Source organism: Streptomyces sp. NBC_00704, assembly GCF_036226605.1.
Taxonomy (GTDB): domain Bacteria; phylum Actinomycetota; class Actinomycetes; order Streptomycetales; family Streptomycetaceae; genus Streptomyces.
The window spans coordinates 7,561,663-7,575,896 of sequence record NZ_CP109000.1 but is presented as its reverse complement, the minus strand read 5'-3'; the positions used below and the strand labels follow the sequence as shown (position 1 = coordinate 7,575,896).

At 76.3% G+C, this 14,234-nt stretch carries 14 protein-coding genes; 7 read left to right on the top strand and 7 right to left on the bottom strand.

Going from position 1 to position 14,234, the window contains the following annotated elements; all coding sequences use genetic code 11:
• The gene (locus OG802_RS32815) at positions 1-771 is read left to right on the top strand and encodes a phosphatase PAP2 family protein (protein WP_329416434.1); all 771 of its coding nucleotides are present in this window, start codon (positions 1-3) and stop codon (positions 769-771) included.
• Between the two features lie 117 nt (positions 772-888).
• Here the strand turns inward: OG802_RS32815 and OG802_RS32810 are convergent, their stop codons facing one another.
• From OG802_RS32810 to OG802_RS32790, 5 genes are all read right to left on the bottom strand, one after another.
• Positions 889-2,442, bottom strand: a complete 1,554-nt coding sequence (locus OG802_RS32810; protein ID WP_329416433.1) for an FAD-dependent oxidoreductase — start codon at positions 2,440-2,442, stop codon at positions 889-891.
• Positions 2,439-3,170, bottom strand: a complete 732-nt coding sequence (locus OG802_RS32805) for a methyltransferase domain-containing protein (RefSeq protein WP_329416432.1) — start codon at positions 3,168-3,170, stop codon at positions 2,439-2,441. Before OG802_RS32805 ends, OG802_RS32810 begins: the two co-directional genes overlap by 4 nt.
• Complete coding sequence (locus OG802_RS32800) at positions 3,167-4,441, bottom strand: lycopene cyclase family protein (protein ID WP_329416431.1); 1,275 nt, start codon at positions 4,439-4,441, stop codon at positions 3,167-3,169. The genes OG802_RS32805 and OG802_RS32800 overlap by 4 nt, the downstream gene beginning before the upstream one ends.
• Before the next feature lie 247 nt (positions 4,442-4,688).
• Complete coding sequence (locus tag OG802_RS32795; protein ID WP_329416430.1) at positions 4,689-5,111, bottom strand: hypothetical protein; 423 nt, start codon at positions 5,109-5,111, stop codon at positions 4,689-4,691.
• 260 nt (positions 5,112-5,371) lie between these two features.
• Positions 5,372-6,016 carry a sigma-70 family RNA polymerase sigma factor gene (locus OG802_RS32790; RefSeq protein ID WP_329416428.1) on the bottom strand — a complete coding sequence of 215 codons (645 nt, stop codon included), beginning with the start codon at positions 6,014-6,016 and terminating at the stop codon, positions 5,372-5,374.
• A gap of 340 nt (positions 6,017-6,356) precedes the next feature.
• On the opposite strand from OG802_RS32790, the gene OG802_RS32785 reads away from it, so the two are divergent.
• From OG802_RS32785 to OG802_RS32765, 5 genes are all read left to right on the top strand, one after another.
• Positions 6,357-7,688 carry a polyprenyl synthetase family protein gene (locus tag OG802_RS32785; protein ID WP_329416426.1) on the top strand — a complete coding sequence of 444 codons (1,332 nt, stop codon included), beginning with the start codon at positions 6,357-6,359 and terminating at the stop codon, positions 7,686-7,688.
• Positions 7,685-9,265: a phytoene desaturase family protein gene (gene crtI / locus OG802_RS32780; RefSeq protein ID WP_329416425.1), complete on the top strand. Its 1,581-nt coding sequence runs from the start codon at positions 7,685-7,687 to the stop codon at positions 9,263-9,265. Before OG802_RS32785 ends, crtI begins: the two co-directional genes overlap by 4 nt.
• Entirely contained in the window at positions 9,262-10,359 is a 1,098-nt protein-coding gene (locus tag OG802_RS32775) for a phytoene/squalene synthase family protein (RefSeq protein ID WP_329416424.1), read from the top strand. Before crtI ends, OG802_RS32775 begins: the two co-directional genes overlap by 4 nt.
• Complete coding sequence (locus tag OG802_RS32770) at positions 10,356-11,453, top strand: DUF5914 domain-containing protein (RefSeq protein WP_329416422.1); 1,098 nt, start codon at positions 10,356-10,358, stop codon at positions 11,451-11,453. Before OG802_RS32775 ends, OG802_RS32770 begins: the two co-directional genes overlap by 4 nt.
• A gap of 180 nt (positions 11,454-11,633) precedes the next feature.
• Entirely contained in the window at positions 11,634-12,173 is a 540-nt protein-coding gene (locus OG802_RS32765; protein WP_329416421.1) for a DUF488 domain-containing protein, read from the top strand.
• A gap of 85 nt (positions 12,174-12,258) precedes the next feature.
• On the opposite strand, the gene OG802_RS32760 is transcribed toward OG802_RS32765, so the two are convergent.
• Together OG802_RS32760 and OG802_RS32755 are read right to left on the bottom strand one after the other, a co-directional pair.
• Complete coding sequence (locus OG802_RS32760; RefSeq protein ID WP_329416419.1) at positions 12,259-12,474, bottom strand: hypothetical protein; 216 nt, start codon at positions 12,472-12,474, stop codon at positions 12,259-12,261.
• A gap of 206 nt (positions 12,475-12,680) precedes the next feature.
• The gene (locus OG802_RS32755) at positions 12,681-13,493 is read right to left on the bottom strand and encodes a helix-turn-helix transcriptional regulator (RefSeq protein WP_329416418.1); all 813 of its coding nucleotides are present in this window, start codon (positions 13,491-13,493) and stop codon (positions 12,681-12,683) included.
• A 115-nt stretch (positions 13,494-13,608) separates the two neighbouring features.
• On the opposite strand from OG802_RS32755, the gene OG802_RS32750 reads away from it, so the two are divergent.
• Positions 13,609-14,184: a DUF2231 domain-containing protein gene (locus OG802_RS32750; RefSeq protein WP_329416417.1), complete on the top strand. Its 576-nt coding sequence runs from the start codon at positions 13,609-13,611 to the stop codon at positions 14,182-14,184.
• The last annotated feature ends 50 nt before the right edge of the window (positions 14,185-14,234 follow it).

Here is a 14,234-nt window from a genome sequence, read left to right as displayed (position 1 = left end):
ATGGTGGTGCGAGCCGCGGTGCGGCGTCTTCGAGATCATCGTCGCCGGACGGCCGACCGCAGGTTCGGCGCCCGGCTGCTGGGCGCCGCCGTGGTGGCCGCCGTCGCCGCCGTGCCCTTCGCGCTGCTGCTCGTCCTCGTCGAGGGCCGGTGGCGGCCGCTGCGCCGGCTGGACTCGGGCGCGGCCGAGCGCCTGCACCACACGGCCGTGACCCATCCGGCGTGGACCCGCGCCCTGCGCTTCCTCTCGGACTGGGTCTGGGACCCGGCCGTCCTGCGTACGGTCGTGGCGCTGCTCACGCTCTGGCTGCTGTACCGCCGGGCGTGGCGGCTGGCCGCCTGGTCGGCGGTGACGGCGGTCGCGGGCGGGCTGACCGGACTCCTGGTCAAGACGGTGGTCGAGCGGGCCCGTCCCTCCCTGGAGGACCCGGTGGCGCATGCGCCGGGCTTCTCCTTCCCCTCGGGTCACGCGATGACGGCGACGACGTCGTTCGCGATTCTGCTGCTGGTGCTGCTGCCGTTGGCGCCCCGCGCCTGGCGGCCCGCGTGCTGGGGCGTCGCGGTGGTGTCGGTGCTCGGGGTCGGCTTCACGCGGGTCGCGCTCGGCGTGCACTGGTTCAGCGACGTGGTGGGCGGCTGGCTGCTCGGCCTGGCCGTCGTCACCCTGACCGCCTGGGCCTTCGAGGCTTGGCGCGCCGAGGCCGGCCGGGGCCGCGCCGAGGTGAGCGAGGGGCTGGAGCCCGAACTCGTCGACGCCCGCCCCGAACCCTGACCGACGCCCGCCCCGAACCGAGACGGACGGCCGCCCCGAACCGTGACCGGTAGGTCTCCGGCCTCCGGTCACCAGTCACCAGTCGCCGGTCGCCGGTCGCCGGTCACATGTCACCGGTCAGCCGAATCGGGCGAGGCCGCGCAGGGCCGGGGTGCGGCCGCGGTCGGGGACGGTCCACAAGGTCTGGCCCCTGACGCCCCAGCGCTCCAGGAGCGCGTTGGCCGCGAGGAAGCCGCTCGTGGCCGCGCGTTCCATCAGGGCCACCGGCAACTCCGTGCGCACCAGGTCGCCGGCCACCACCAGTCCGGGGTGGGACGTGCGCACGGTCGGCCGGTCGCGGTAGCCGCCGACCGGGAACAGCGGGCAGTCGGCCCGCCACTCGTGCCGTTCGTCCACGACCGTCGCCGCCCTCGTCTCGGGGTACACCCGGTGCAGTTGCTCCCTCAGGCGTTTCTGCTCGACGTCGTGGACCGCGTCCTCGGGCAGCGCGTAGGCGTGCAGTTCGACGACGGACCCTGCGGTGCGCGCGGCCCAGCGTGCCGCCTCGCCCTCCCACCGCTCGAGCACGCTGACGTTGTCGAGGGTGCCGTAGCCGCTGGTGCCCAGGAAGCCGGGCCGGTCGGCGGCGACCGGGCGGTCCAGCCACAGGCGGGAGACGAGGAACGGCGGGGCGGTGCGCAGCCGGGAGATCCGCTCCCGCCAGGCGGGGTCCGCCAGGCGCGGGGAGCGGGCGACGAGGGAGCCGAGGCCTTCGGTGTCGAGGGCGAGGACGACGGTGTCGTGGCGCCGCTCGGCCGTGTCGGTCGCGACGACGAAGCCGCCGTCCGCCGCGGGCTCGACGGTCTCGACGCGGACGCCGGTGCGCACGTCGGCGCCGTGGCCGTCCAGGTAGTCGGCGAGGGGGTTCCACAGGGCGGTCGGGAAGGGCTCGTCGGGCACGTCGAAGAGCAGGCCCTCCGCGGAGCCGAGGAAGTAGATGTGGAACATGAGCACCATCTCGGCCGCGGACAGGCGGCGCGGGTCGGCGAAGAAGCTCCGGGAGAACACCTCGAACGCGAGATGGTGCGCGGCCTGCGGGAAGCGGATCGCGTGGAGGAAGTCGTGCGCGCTGACGTCGTCGAGCCGCTCGTAGACCTCGGGGACGCGGACGTCCAGCAGGGGCAGGGCGGCGACCGGGTTCATGCGCAGGAGGTCGCGCGCGGTGAAGGTGGGGCTCAGGGCCACGAAGCCGAGGGCGCTCCAGGGCGGGGTGCGCGGGACGTGCCGGAAGCTGTCGTCGAGGCCGCTGCCGTGCCGCAGCGGGTAGTCGGGGAGCGCACGCAGGCGGTCGAGTCCCGGATCGGTGCGCCGCAGCAGTCCGCGCAGGTTGTAGTACTGGCGGAAGAAGGCGTGGAAGCCGCGGCTCATGGTGACGGGGCTGCCGTCGGCGAGGACGGTCGGTCGGCCGGACAGGCGTCCGCCCAGGGTGGGTTCGCGTTCGTAGAGCGTGACCCGCACGCCCCTCTCGGCCAGGCCCGTGGCGGCGGCGAGCCCGGCGATGCCGCCGCCCACGACCGCCGCCGTCGGGGGGCGGTCGCCGTCGACGCGCGGTGCGCCCGGGGCGGGCAGGAGGGTGCGGGCGCGCCGGTCGCGGCCGCGGCGGGCGGGGTCCGGCCGCCGGGTGCGGGTCATCGGGCGTCCCGCGCGCTCGCGCCGGGGCGGCGGGCGACGACGGTGTGGGTGATGCCCGTCTGCCATCCGGGCAGGGGCAGTGCCCTGACGTCCCGGAACCCGGCGGCCGTCAGCCGGGCGGCGAAGCGGTCGGCCGTGTCGAAGTCGACGACGCTGCGCCACAGGTGGCGGTACAGGCCGCCGTCGCCGAGGAGGGTGGCGACGGGCAGGACGAGTCCGCGGCACACCCCCGTCCACACGGCGCGGTGGACGCCCCGGCCGCTGAGGGTGTACTCGTGCACCGCGAGCCGTCCGTGCGGGGCGAGGACGTCGCGCACCGCGCGGAGCACGGCGTCGGGATCGGTGACGTTGCGGAAGAGGTAGGCGGCGAAGACCGCGTCGAACGGGCCGCGCACGCCCGCCTCGTCGAGCCCTTCGGCGGGGGCCCGGACGAAGGTCACGCCGTCCCGCCAGGGTTTGCGCGCGGCGCGCTCCAGCATGCCGGCCGAGGCGTCGACGGCGGTGATCTCGGCGTGGGGCAGGACCGCGGCGAGGGCGGCCGTCGAGGCGCCGGTGCCGCATCCGAGGTCCAGCACCCGCAGTCCGGCGCCGCCGTCGGGCAGGCCGAGGCGGCGCGCGGAGCGGCGGAGCTGGCCGTGGTAGCCGGGGTTGGCGGCGACCAGGGTGTCGTAGCTGCGAGAAGCGTGGTCGAACGCGGCGGCCAGGTCCTCGTCGCGCAGCAGGGTCATACGGTCTCCTCGGGTGGGCGTGCGGTCGGCGGGGGTGCGGCCGGGCTGCCGGGGCGGGGCGTGGGCGACGGAGGGTTCCGCCGCGCGGTCGGGCGGTCGCGGGCGAGCCAGGGCAGTTCCGCCGCGCTGCGCAGCATCGGCAGGACGGGGGTGCGCAGCCCGACGGAGAGGTCCTCGTGCAGGCGGGTCCCGCCGTCGAGGAAGCGCAGCAGCCGTTCCGCCGGCACCTGCGCGAAGAGGCGCTCGAAGAAGGCGGCGCCGTCGACGCGGCCGGTGTCCAGGGCTCGCAGCATGACCGCGTCCATGGCGAGCGAGCGCGCCGAGTGGGCGGGCGGGGGCTGGGGGCGGCGGCCCGCGTGGAGGGCGTCGGCGACGGCACGGGTCTGGCGCTGGACGGCGGAGAAGGTGTAGCCCGTGGACGGCCGGGTGGCGCCTCCCGCGGCGCCGATGCGGAAGACGGAGGGGGCCGGGCGGGTGACGAACCGGGCGTCGGTCATGGGGATCACGCCGGTCTCGGTCGCGGTGACCTCGAAGGGGCCGAGGCGCAGCACGTCGCGGGTGTAGCGGCGCAGTTCGTCCTCGTACGCCTCGCGGGACAGGACGGCGCCGGAGAACCGGGTGTACTCGACGAGCGCCTCGTGCGGTCCGGTGGGCAGGACGTAGCCGAAGGCGAGGCCGTGGGACGGCTGCGGCACCCTGAAGTCCATGAGGTCCACCGTGCCGGGCTCGAAGACCGGCCACGCGGTGCGGACGAACCAGCCGCGGAAGTGCTGCAACAGGGTGGTGCGGGCCGCGGGCGGACGGGCCGCGGGCCGGGAGTCGAAGACCCAGCGGGCGCGGACCGTCACCGGCCTGCCGTCGGCGGCGCGGGCGTGGACGTCGGCTCCGTGGGCGTCGCCGTCCACCGTCTCGACGGTCGCCTCCAGCCGTGTCACGCCGTCGCTTCGGGCCAGGTCGCGGGCGACGAAGCGCTCGAAGTCGTCGGAGCGCAGCATCTTGTAGCGCAGCGGGTCGATGTCGTCCTCGGTGCGCCGTCCGGTGGGGCCGTGCACGCGGAGCCTGCGCCATTCGGCGGTCAGCGCGGCGTCGTACGGGCCCGCGCCCCGCTCCCAGAAGCACCAGGTCCGGCTCGGCGGGCGGAGCGGACCGGGCGGCGCGTCCACCAGGACGGCGGACACGGGCCGGCACCCGGGGGCGGCCCGGGTGAGCCGGTGGACGAGGGAGAGTCCCGCCGCTCCCGCGCCCAGGACGGCCACCTCGGTGTGCAGCACGGGCCGCTCCCTCCTCGTACGCGTCCCACCGGCGGTGCGGGGAGCCGGTGGCCTGTGGGAAGCATTCACCCTGGAAGCCCTCCGCGGATGCAGGCTCCGCCGGTGCGGTCGGCCGTCCGGGGGGCCCGGCCGCAAGGGGAGCCGGCGCGAAGGGGGAAGCGCGCGGAGAACGGCGTGGGAGTGTCAGCGGCCGGAGGCAATGGGCGGAAGGGCTGGGAGGACTGACGGCGGGCGGCGGGCGGCGGCCTCAGCGGTCCGTCCCGCGGGGCCGGCCGGGCCGCAGGCGGGCCCGTACGCGGGCGAGAGGGCGGGCGAGACGGCGGACGACGGCCCGGACCGCCTCGCTCCGGCGGTGCTGCGGGCGGACGCCCGTGCGGCGAGCGGGCTGGGGGGTCGGATCGGGTGCGGGCGGTGTCCGGGAACCGTCGTCGGCGAGGCGGGAACGGATCGCGGCCCACACGCGCGCGGGAGGCGCGTGCAGGATCTCACCCGGCCGGGTGAGGCGGCCCGCGGCGACGGCGCGTTCGTAGCCGGCCAGCCGTTCTCGGCAGGTGCGGCACCGGCGGAGATGGCGGGCGGCCTCGTCGTCCCACAGCGCCCGGCCGCCGTCGAGGGCGCGGGCGGCCAGCTCCGCGTGGGGGATGTGGGGCAGTGCCGGGTCCTCGGCCACGCCGTCCTCCTGACGTCCGCACGGTCCGTGGCGCGAGCCCCGCCCTCGACGGGCGCGACCCCGCAGCGGGCGGAGCCCCTTGCGACGGCTCCACGGGCACCACTACGGGCCCGGAGGCCGCACCGGATGCACCGGATGCACCGGATGCACCGGTGACACGGTCCGTGCCCGCCGACGGCCCGTCCGCGGGGTCGGATCACGATCACGCACCCAGTTGCGTTGTTTCTGCGTCGCCTCACGATCCGCTCACTCCGCGAGGCTCACTCCGCGCGGCCGTCGACGCCCTCACCCCGGAGGCAGCGGCCGAGGCGGTGCAGCCCGCGCCGGGCGTGGCTCTTGACCGTGCCCAGGGGCCAGCCGGTGAGGTCGGCTATCTGCGGCTGCGTCAGATCGTGGTAGAAGGCGAGCGTGAGGACGCGGCGCTGTGCCGCGGGCAGCCGGGCGAGTTCGCGGCCGATCAGGACGCGGTCGAGGACGGCGTCCGCCTGCGCGTCGGCGTCGGTCTGCCCGAGGGACATCCGCGCGCCGGCCGCGGCCACGAGGTCGGCCCGCCGGGTGCGTGCCGCCAGCGCGTCGGCGATCTTCCGGCGGGTGATGCCGACCAGCCACGCGCTCAGCGTGCCGCGTTCGGGAGCGAACCCCGCTCGCCCCCGCCACGCGGCCAGGAACACCGTCTGGGTGACGTCCTCCGCCTCGCGCGCGTCTCCCAGCGAGCGCCGCCCGAGGGTGTACACCAGCGCGCCCCACCGGTGGTAGGCGGCGGCGAGAAAGGCTTCGTCGCCGGCGGCGAACCCGGCGGCGAGTTCCTCGTCGGCGAGGCAGTCCTCCGCCGGGACCCACAGCGGGACCCCGCCGACGCTGTCGACGTTGTCGACGCTCTGCTCGGTGAGGGGGCGTGCGGTCATGATGCTGCTCCTCGTGCGGCGGCGGTGACCGTGCGGTCTTCGGGACGCACGGGCGGGCCGGGACTTCCGGGAGCGGCCCCCCGCGTGCCGTGCTCGGGGTCGCCGACGGCGACCGCGACTCCCTCACCATGCGAAGCGGGCCAGAGGCCGGACAACTTGCGTCGTTCCTGCGTCGTTTGCCTCGCGGTGCGGGTCGGCAGGCCGTGCGGGTGCCCGCGCCGCGATCGGCCAACCGGCCGAGCCCGGTCGCACGTTCTCCCCCGATGGCGCATCCGGGGACGGCCCCCTCGCGGAATGAATGACGTCAGACACCCAGGCGAGCGCGGCGAGAGGAACCGGGATGCGTCCCACCGAGGCGAAGGATCTTCCTGTGGCACAGAAGGCGCCGGACCCTCACTCCGTGCGGCCCCCCGGCGGGTTTCCCCTGCTCGGAGACGGCCTGCCCGTCCCGGGCGCACCGGCACAGGCGTCCCGGCCGGTGCGGCTGCGCCTGGACGACGACGGCATGGCGGACGTCGACGCCGATGTGCCCGCGGCCGTGGGCCGTCTCCTGGCGGACCTCCTGGACGAACGGGTGGAGCGGGCCGCCGCCCTCGACCCGGTGTTCGGGCACGACCTCGCCGAGCGCGTCGCCGCCTTCACCCTGGAGGGAGGCAAACGCATGCGCTCGCGGTTCGTGTGGTGGGCCCTGCGGGCCTGCGGCGGCGGCCCGGCCGAAGCGGAGGCCGCCCTGCGGGTCGGGGCCGCCCTCGAACTGATCCAGACCTGCGCCCTCGTCCACGACGACGTCATGGACGGCTCCCCGCTGCGCCGCGGACGGCCCGTCCTGCACGCGGACGTCGCCGCCCAGTACGCCGGCGCCGTCCCCCGTGACCGCGGCCGGCGCTTCGGCGAGGCCGCGGCGATCCTCGCCGGGGATCTCGCGCTGGCCTGGGCCGACGACACGGTCGCCGCCCTGGAGGTGGACGCGGACACCGCACGCCGGGTGCGCGACCTGTGGAGCACGATGCGCACCGAGATGGTGGCCGGGCAGTACCTGGACCTCCAGGGCCAGGTCACCTCCTCGGTGTCCCTGGCCCGTGCCGTGCGCGCCGCCTGCCTCAAGAGCGCGCTGTACTCGGTGGAACGTCCGCTGGCCCTCGGAGCCGCCCTCGCCGGGGCGGACGCCGCGCGCGCCGCCGCCCTGTGCTCGGCCGGCCGCTGCGTCGGCATCGCGTTCCAGCTCCGCGACGACCTCGCGGACGTGTTCGGCGACCCCGCGCACACCGGAAAACCCGCGGGCGGCGACATCCGGGCGGGCAAGCCCACCTATCTGGCGGCGGTGGCCCGGGCCCGCGCGGAGGCCACGGGCGACCGGCGCGCCCTGGCCGTGCTGCGGCGCTCGCCGGGCCGCGCCGACCTCCCCGACAGCCGTCTCGGCGAGGTCCGCGACGTGCTGGTGACCACCGGCGCGCGGGACGTCGTCGAGGCGAAGATCGAGCGGCTGGTCGCCCAGGGGATGCGCCATCTGGACTCGGCGCCGCTGGAGCCGCGGGCCCGCGGGCGACTGCGGGAGCTGCTGCGCGCGGCGGCCGGCACCGCTCCCGTCCCCGCGCCCGGTCCCGGCGGCGCGGACCAGGGCGTGCCCGTGTCCGCCCTGCTGACCGTCGGCTCCGAAGGGGGCGTCCGATGACCCGGACCGTCACCGGCCCCACCGATCACGTGGTCGTGGTCGGCGCGGGGCTCTCCGGCCTCGCGGCCGCACTGCACCTGCTGGGCGCGGGCCGCCGGGTCACCCTGGTGGAGCGCGACGAGCTGCCCGGCGGCCGGGCCGGAAGGCTGGAGCGCGGCGGCTACCGCATCGACACCGGGCCCACGGTGCTGACCATGCCCGACCTCGCCGACGAGGCGTTCGCCGCGGTCGGCGAGCGCCTGCGCGACCATGTCGACCTCGTCGCGCTGCACCCCGCCTACCAGGCGCGGTTCGCGGACGGCAGCAGCCTCGACGTGCACACCGACGCGGCGGCGATGGAGGCGGAGGTCGAGCGGTTCGCCGGCGCCGGGGAGGCCGCGGGCTACCGGCGGCTGCGCCGATGGCTGGAACAGCTGTACCGCGCCCAGATGCGGCGCTTCATCGACGCCAACTTCGACTCGCCCCTGCAACTGCTGACCCCGGACCTGGCACGGCTGGCCGCCCTCGGCGGGTTCGGGCGGCTGGACGCGGGAATCGGCCGCCATCTGCGCGACGAACGGCTGCGCCGCGTCTTCTCCTTCCAGGCGCTGTACGCCGGGGTCGCCCCGGCGCGGGCGCTCGCCGCCTACGCCGTGATCGCCTACATGGACACCGTGGCCGGGGTGTACTTCCCGCGCGGCGGCATGCACGCCCTGCCGCGAGCCATGGCGGACGCCGCCGCACGGGCGGGCGCCGACCTGCGGTTCGGGCAGACCGTCACCCGGCTGGAACGTTCCGCCGGACGGGTCACCGCCGTCGTCACCGACCAGGACCGCATCCCGTGCGACGCCGTGGTCCTGACCCCGGACCTTCCGGTCGCCTACGGCCTGCTCGGCCGGACGCCGCGTCGTCCGCTGCGCGTCGCCCACGCTCCCTCGGCGGTCGTCCTGCACGTCGGCACCGACCGGACCTGGCCGGGGCTCGGCCACCACACGCTCTCCTTCGGCGGCGAGTGGCGCCGCACCTTCGAGGAACTCACCCGTGACGGCCGCCTGATGAGCGACCCGTCACTGCTGATCACCCGCCCCACCGCCACCGACCCGTCCCTCGCGCCGCCCGGACGCCACCTGCACTACGTCCTCGCCCCCTGCCCGAACACCGACATCGGGCCGGACGCCGCCGCCTGGGGCGACCTCGGCCCGCGCTACCGCGACAGCGTCCTGCGGGAACTCGACCGGCGCGGCTTCGAGGGCATCGCGGCCTCCGTCGAGGAGCAGGCCCTCGTCACCCCCGCCGACTGGACGGCCCAGGGACACGCGGCCGGCACCCCCTTCTCCGCCGCCCACACGTTCACGCAGACCGGGCCGTTCCGCCCGCGCAACCTCGTGCGCGGCACCGACAACGCGGTCCTCGCCGGTTGCGGCACCACACCGGGCGTCGGCGTCCCCACCGTCCTGCTGTCCGGGAAGCTCGCCGCGGCCCGCATCACCGGGCGGCACACGGCCGCCGCACCCCGACGCCCGCGCGCCGTGCCGCGCGTGCCGGACCCGCCCGTCCTGCCCGAGGGGCCGGCCGTGCCGGAAGGAGCCTCTTCATGACGGTCCGTGAACTGGACGCCGCGGGCATCACCGACCCCGCGCTGCGCGACGCCTACACGCGGTGCCGGCGGCTCAACGCCCGGCACGGCAAGACGTACTTCCTGGCCACCCGGCTGCTGCCGGTGGAGCGGCGGCCGGCCGTCCACGCCCTGTACGGCTTCGCCCGCTGGGCCGACGACATCGTCGACTCGCTGGACGCCGGCCTGCCCGCCCACCGCCGCGCGGCGGACCTGGCCCGGCTGCACGAGCGGCTCCGGCGGGGGCTGCGGGACGGGCAGAGCGCGGAGCCGGTGGTCCTCGCGCTGGCCGACACGGCCCGGCGCTACGCCATCGACCACGCCCACTTCGGCGACTTCATGGCGTCCATGCGCAGCGACCTGGAGGTCACCGACTATCCGACCTACGACGACCTGCGTGCCTACATGCACGGTTCCGCCGCGGTGATCGGGCTGCAGATGCTGCCCGTGCTGGGCTGCGTGGTCCCGCGTGAGGAGGCCGCCCCGCACGCGGCAGCGCTCGGCGTGGCGTTCCAGCTGACCAACTTCCTGCGCGACGTGGGCGAGGACCTCGACCGCGGGCGCGTCTACCTGCCCGCCGATCTGCTGGCCGCCCACGGCGTCGACCGGGAGCTGCTGGAGTGGAGCCGCCGCACCGGCCGCCGCGACCCGCGCGTCACCGCGGCCCTGCGGGCCTTCGAGGACCTCACCCGCGGCGTCTACCGGGAGGCCGCGCCCGGCGTCGCCATGCTCGAACCCGTGTCACGTCCCTGCATCCGCACGGCTTTCCTGCTCTACGGCGGCATCCTCGACGCGATCGCGGACGACGGGTACGCCGTGCTGCACCGGCGGGCCGTGGTGCCCCGGCGGCGGCGCGCCGCGGTGGCCGCCGACGGCCTGGTGCGGCTGACGGCGGCCCGGATGCGGGCGGGCACCGCGCGCCGGACGGCGCCGTCACCCGCCTCCGCCTCCCGCTCCGCTGCCCCGTCCCTCGCCCCCGGACGGTCCCCCGCCCCCACACGGAGCGCGTCGGCGCACCCGGCGCACCGGGCCACCACCGAGCAGCCGGTGCAGCCCCTGCACAAGGAGGTCATGTGAACGCCCGTCGTCCCGTCCGCCGCGGACGCCTCCCCCTGTCCCTGCGCCGGGACCCGGTCGCCTGGGAGCGGCAGCGTCCGACCTGGCGCGAGGCCCGCCCGGCGGTCATCGCCCAGGCGCTGAAACGCGCCCAGGCACGCCCCTCGGGCAACTGGTTCGTCGTCGGCGCGACCCGCGACGTCCGCGCCGACCGGCCCCTCGCCCGGACGGTCGCCGGACGCGAGATCGTCGTCTGGCGCGACGCCACGGGCCGGCTCGTCGCCGGGCCCGGCGTCTGCCCGCACCTGGGCGCGCCGCTGCGCGACAGCCAGGTCCGGTGCGGCACTCTCGTCTGCCACTGGCACGGACTCGCGCTGCGAGGCGGACCGTTCGCGGGCTGGGAGCCGCTGCCCGCGCACGACGACGGCGTGCTGGTGTGGGTGCGCCTGGACGACGTGGGCGGCGAGCCGCCGCTCGACGCGCCGGTGGTGCCGGTCAGGCCCGCCCCGGACCGTGCGGTGACGGCCGTCTACGTGGGCGTGGGCGCGTGCGAGCCGGAGGACGTCGTGGCCAACCGGCTGGACCCCTGGCACGGGGCCTGGTTCCACCCGTACTCCTTCGTCGACCTGACCGTCGTCGGCGCTCCCCCGGCCACGGCGTCCGGGCAGGCGCGAGCGCGGACGGAGGCGGACGGAGCGGACGGCGGGGAAACGGACGGCGGGGAAGCGGACGGCGGGGCGGCGGCGCAGGAGGACGGTTTCGTCGTCGACGTCTCCTTCCGGGTCGCCGGACGGCTGGTCGTGCCGGTCCGCGCGGTGTTCACGGCGCCGGAGCCGCGCACGGTCGTCATGCGCATCACGGAGGGCGAGGGCCGCACCTCGGTCGTCGAGACCCACGCGACCCCGCTCGGCGCCGACGAGCGCGGGCGGCCCCGCACGGCGGTGGTGGAGGCCGTCGTCGCCGCGTCGGACCGCCGCGGCTTCGCCGTGGCGCGCCGGATGTCGCCGCTGCTGCGCCCGCTCGTGCGGGCCGCGGCGGGACGCCTGTGGCGCGACGACCTGGCCTACGCGGAACGGCGCTGGCAACTGCGCTCGACGGGCCGCTTCCCCGGCTGAAGGGCGGGGGTCCGACTGCCCACGAGCGGCATCCGACGTCGCCGTCAGCCGTCTGCCGTCGCCTTCCGCCGCCTCCGTCAGCGGCCGTCGCCGTCCGGCACCCGTCGCTCGACCGTGAGGAGTCGGGGCGGTGCGGGGCCCGGCGGTGCCGTCGGGCCGGGTGTCTGCTGCACTCGGGATATGGACCTGCTGACCTTCGGCCACAGCACCGCGGACCGGGAGACGCTGGCGAGGCTGCTGCGGCAGGCGCGCGTCGCCGCCGTCGTGGACATCCGGACGGCTCCCGGCAGCCGCCGTGACCCCGACCTGTCACGGCAGCGGCTGGGCGAATGGCTGCCCGAGGAGGGCATCGCCTACCGGTGGGAGAAGCGCCTCGGCGGCTTCCGCAAGCCCGCGCCGGACTCGCCCGACACGGTCTGGCGCAACGAGTCCTTCCGCGGCTACGCCGCTCACACCCGCAGCCCGGATTTCGTGGCCGCCTTGGACGAGGTCATCCGTCAGGCGGCCGGGCCGCGCACCGCGGTGATGTGCAGCGAGGCGGTGTGGTGGCGATGCCACCGCCGCCTCGTCGCCGACTTCGCCGTCGTGGCGCGCGGCGTGGTCGTCCACCACCTGATGCACGACGGGCGCCTCACGCCCCACACGCCGACACCCGGGGTGCGCCTGCGCGACGACGGCCTCCTGGTGTACGACGACGGCGGCGACAGCGCACCGGGCTGACCGCGGAGGCCTCGGGACCGCGAGGACCGGGGTGCGACGGCAGCCCATGTGCCCGGTGCGGCGGGGGGCCTCGGGCGGCCTCGGCTCAGCGGGGGACGTCGACGCGGAGGCGGATGGTGGTGGCGTGGTCGCGGCCGGAGCGGATCGCGACGAGGTCGCAGAGCTGTGGGGCGAGCCACAGCCCGCCCCCGCCGTGCCGGACGCTGTTCGTGGCGATCTCCGTGACGGCGACGGCCGGCCTGCGCCGCTGTTCCTCCGCGACGCCCGCTTCCGAGGCGCACCGGTCGGTCTCGGAGCGCACGGCGGCCAGGTCGCTGCGGGCGTAGGCCAGCTCTTCTGGAAGGGGTCGCGGGCGGGGATCAGGGCCTCGAAGGGGTACCCCGGACGTTCAGCGCGTTTGCCCCTCTCGTGCGGGTGCGCACCTGCCGGCTGGTCCACGTAGGCCCGTCCCATCGCCGACGGCCGGGAAGCGCGGGCCGCGGTCCGGGAGAGCACCGGGCCGGGGCGTCAGTCCTCCGGGGCCGGACGGTCCTCGGCCTCGGGGGCGGGGTCCGGATCGGCGTCAGGGTCGCTCGGGCCCAGTCGGACACAGCATTCTCCGGGCTCCGGGGCCAGGACGGCGTGGATGCCGTTGACCTGGAGGCCGTCCAGACAACCGCTGAGGAAGGCCTGGTTCATGCCGCACACCAGGTCGGGGGCCTTGGCGGCGAGCGGGTGGAAGGGGCAGTTGCGCAGCCTGAGGCGGGTGGGGGTCTCGCGGACGGGCTCGTACCCGAAGCTCTCCAGCATGCGCTCGCAGGCGGTCAGTCCACGCTCGGGGCCCAGGCGGCCCGGGCGCGTCTCCTCGCGGGCCGCCTCGCCGGTCCGCCGGCCGCGCCGCTCGGCGCTGCGCACGGCCGCCTGCGCGGCGCTCTCGTCGGCGCCCTCGCCGAGCACGGCGTCCAGGAGCAGGTCGGCCAGGAGTTCGTGGCGCCGGTCGGGGATGTTCACGGTGATCTGGGCGTCGGTGGGTTCGTACACCTTGGGCTGCCGGCCCACCTTGCGGACCCCGCCGGGCGTGCCGTAGCGGGCGCGGAGCAGGCCCGCGTCGACGAGTTTGTCGAGGTGGAAGGCGGCGAGTTTGCGGGATATGCCCACGCTCGCGGCGGCCTCGTCGCGGGTGACGGCACGGCGGGCGCGCCGGATGAAGGCGAACATGCGCCGGCGCGAGTCCTCGTTCAGGACGCTGACGGATTCGATGGCGGCGTCGGCCGCTTCGGCCTGCGGAGTCGGGGCGGCCTGCGGAGTCGGGGCGGCCTGCGAAGCCGGGTCGGGAGCCACTCCCCCACGGTAACTCCTACCGGCGTGGTTCCCCAGCGCCTTTCGGCCCTCTGTACTGCGGTCTTGACGCGGCTTCCGAATAAGACCAAGCTTTATTGGTGAAAAGGAGGCCGCGATGCCCACGGAGTCCCACCTCACCGATGCACAGCTCTCCACGTCACGGATGCAGGCGAAGCGGCCGGTGAGCGCCGCGCTCGCCGGCCCGTACGGGCACCCGTTCCATCCGATCCTGGTGACGGTGCCGATCGGCGCCTGGGTGACCGGCCTGGTGTTCGACGTCGCCTCGCAGGTCGTGGACCGTCCGGGGTTCCTGACCGAGGGATCCGAGTGGCTGATCGGCGTGGGCGTGATCGGCGCCCTGCTGGCGGCCACGGTCGGTTTCCTGGACCTGTTCGCGATCCCCGCCCGGACGCCGGCCTTCCGCACGGCCGTGGTCCACATGTCGCTGAACCTGCTGGTGACCGCCGCCTACGCGATCAACTTCCGGTGGCGGCACGGTTCGTACACCGACGGCGGCAGCGTGGGCGCCGGCCCGCTGGCGCTGTCCGCCGTCAGCGTGGCGGTCCTCGGCGTCTCGGGCTACCTGGGCGGCAAGCTCGCCTACCGCTACGGCGTACGCGTCGCCGACGAGAGCACCCAGGCCGAGGGCTACACGCCCGGCCGCGGCGACCGGAGCCCCGGTTCCCCCTGATCCGGCCGCCGCACCGGCTTCCCGGCGGCCGGAACCCTCCGCCCGCCTTC

What these genes read in the sequence shown, in the direction of transcription:
- OG802_RS32815 (WP_329416434.1), top strand. Translation starts at nt 1, where the DNA reads ATGGTGGTGCGAGCCGCGGTGCGGCGTCTTCGAGATCATCGTCGCCGG.
- OG802_RS32810 (WP_329416433.1), bottom strand. Translation starts at nt 2,442, where the DNA reads ATGACCCGCACCCGGCGGCCGGACCCCGCCCGCCGCGGCCGCGACCGG.
- OG802_RS32805 (WP_329416432.1), bottom strand. Translation starts at nt 3,170, where the DNA reads ATGACCCTGCTGCGCGACGAGGACCTGGCCGCCGCGTTCGACCACGCT.
- OG802_RS32790 (WP_329416428.1), bottom strand. Translation starts at nt 6,016, where the DNA reads ATGACCGCACGCCCCCTCACCGAGCAGAGCGTCGACAACGTCGACAGC.
- OG802_RS32785 (WP_329416426.1), top strand. Translation starts at nt 6,357, where the DNA reads ATGCGTCCCACCGAGGCGAAGGATCTTCCTGTGGCACAGAAGGCGCCG.
- crtI (WP_329416425.1), top strand. Translation starts at nt 7,685, where the DNA reads ATGACCCGGACCGTCACCGGCCCCACCGATCACGTGGTCGTGGTCGGC.
- OG802_RS32775 (WP_329416424.1), top strand. Translation starts at nt 9,262, where the DNA reads ATGACGGTCCGTGAACTGGACGCCGCGGGCATCACCGACCCCGCGCTG.
- OG802_RS32765 (WP_329416421.1), top strand. Translation starts at nt 11,634, where the DNA reads ATGGACCTGCTGACCTTCGGCCACAGCACCGCGGACCGGGAGACGCTG.
- OG802_RS32750 (WP_329416417.1), top strand. Translation starts at nt 13,609, where the DNA reads ATGCCCACGGAGTCCCACCTCACCGATGCACAGCTCTCCACGTCACGG.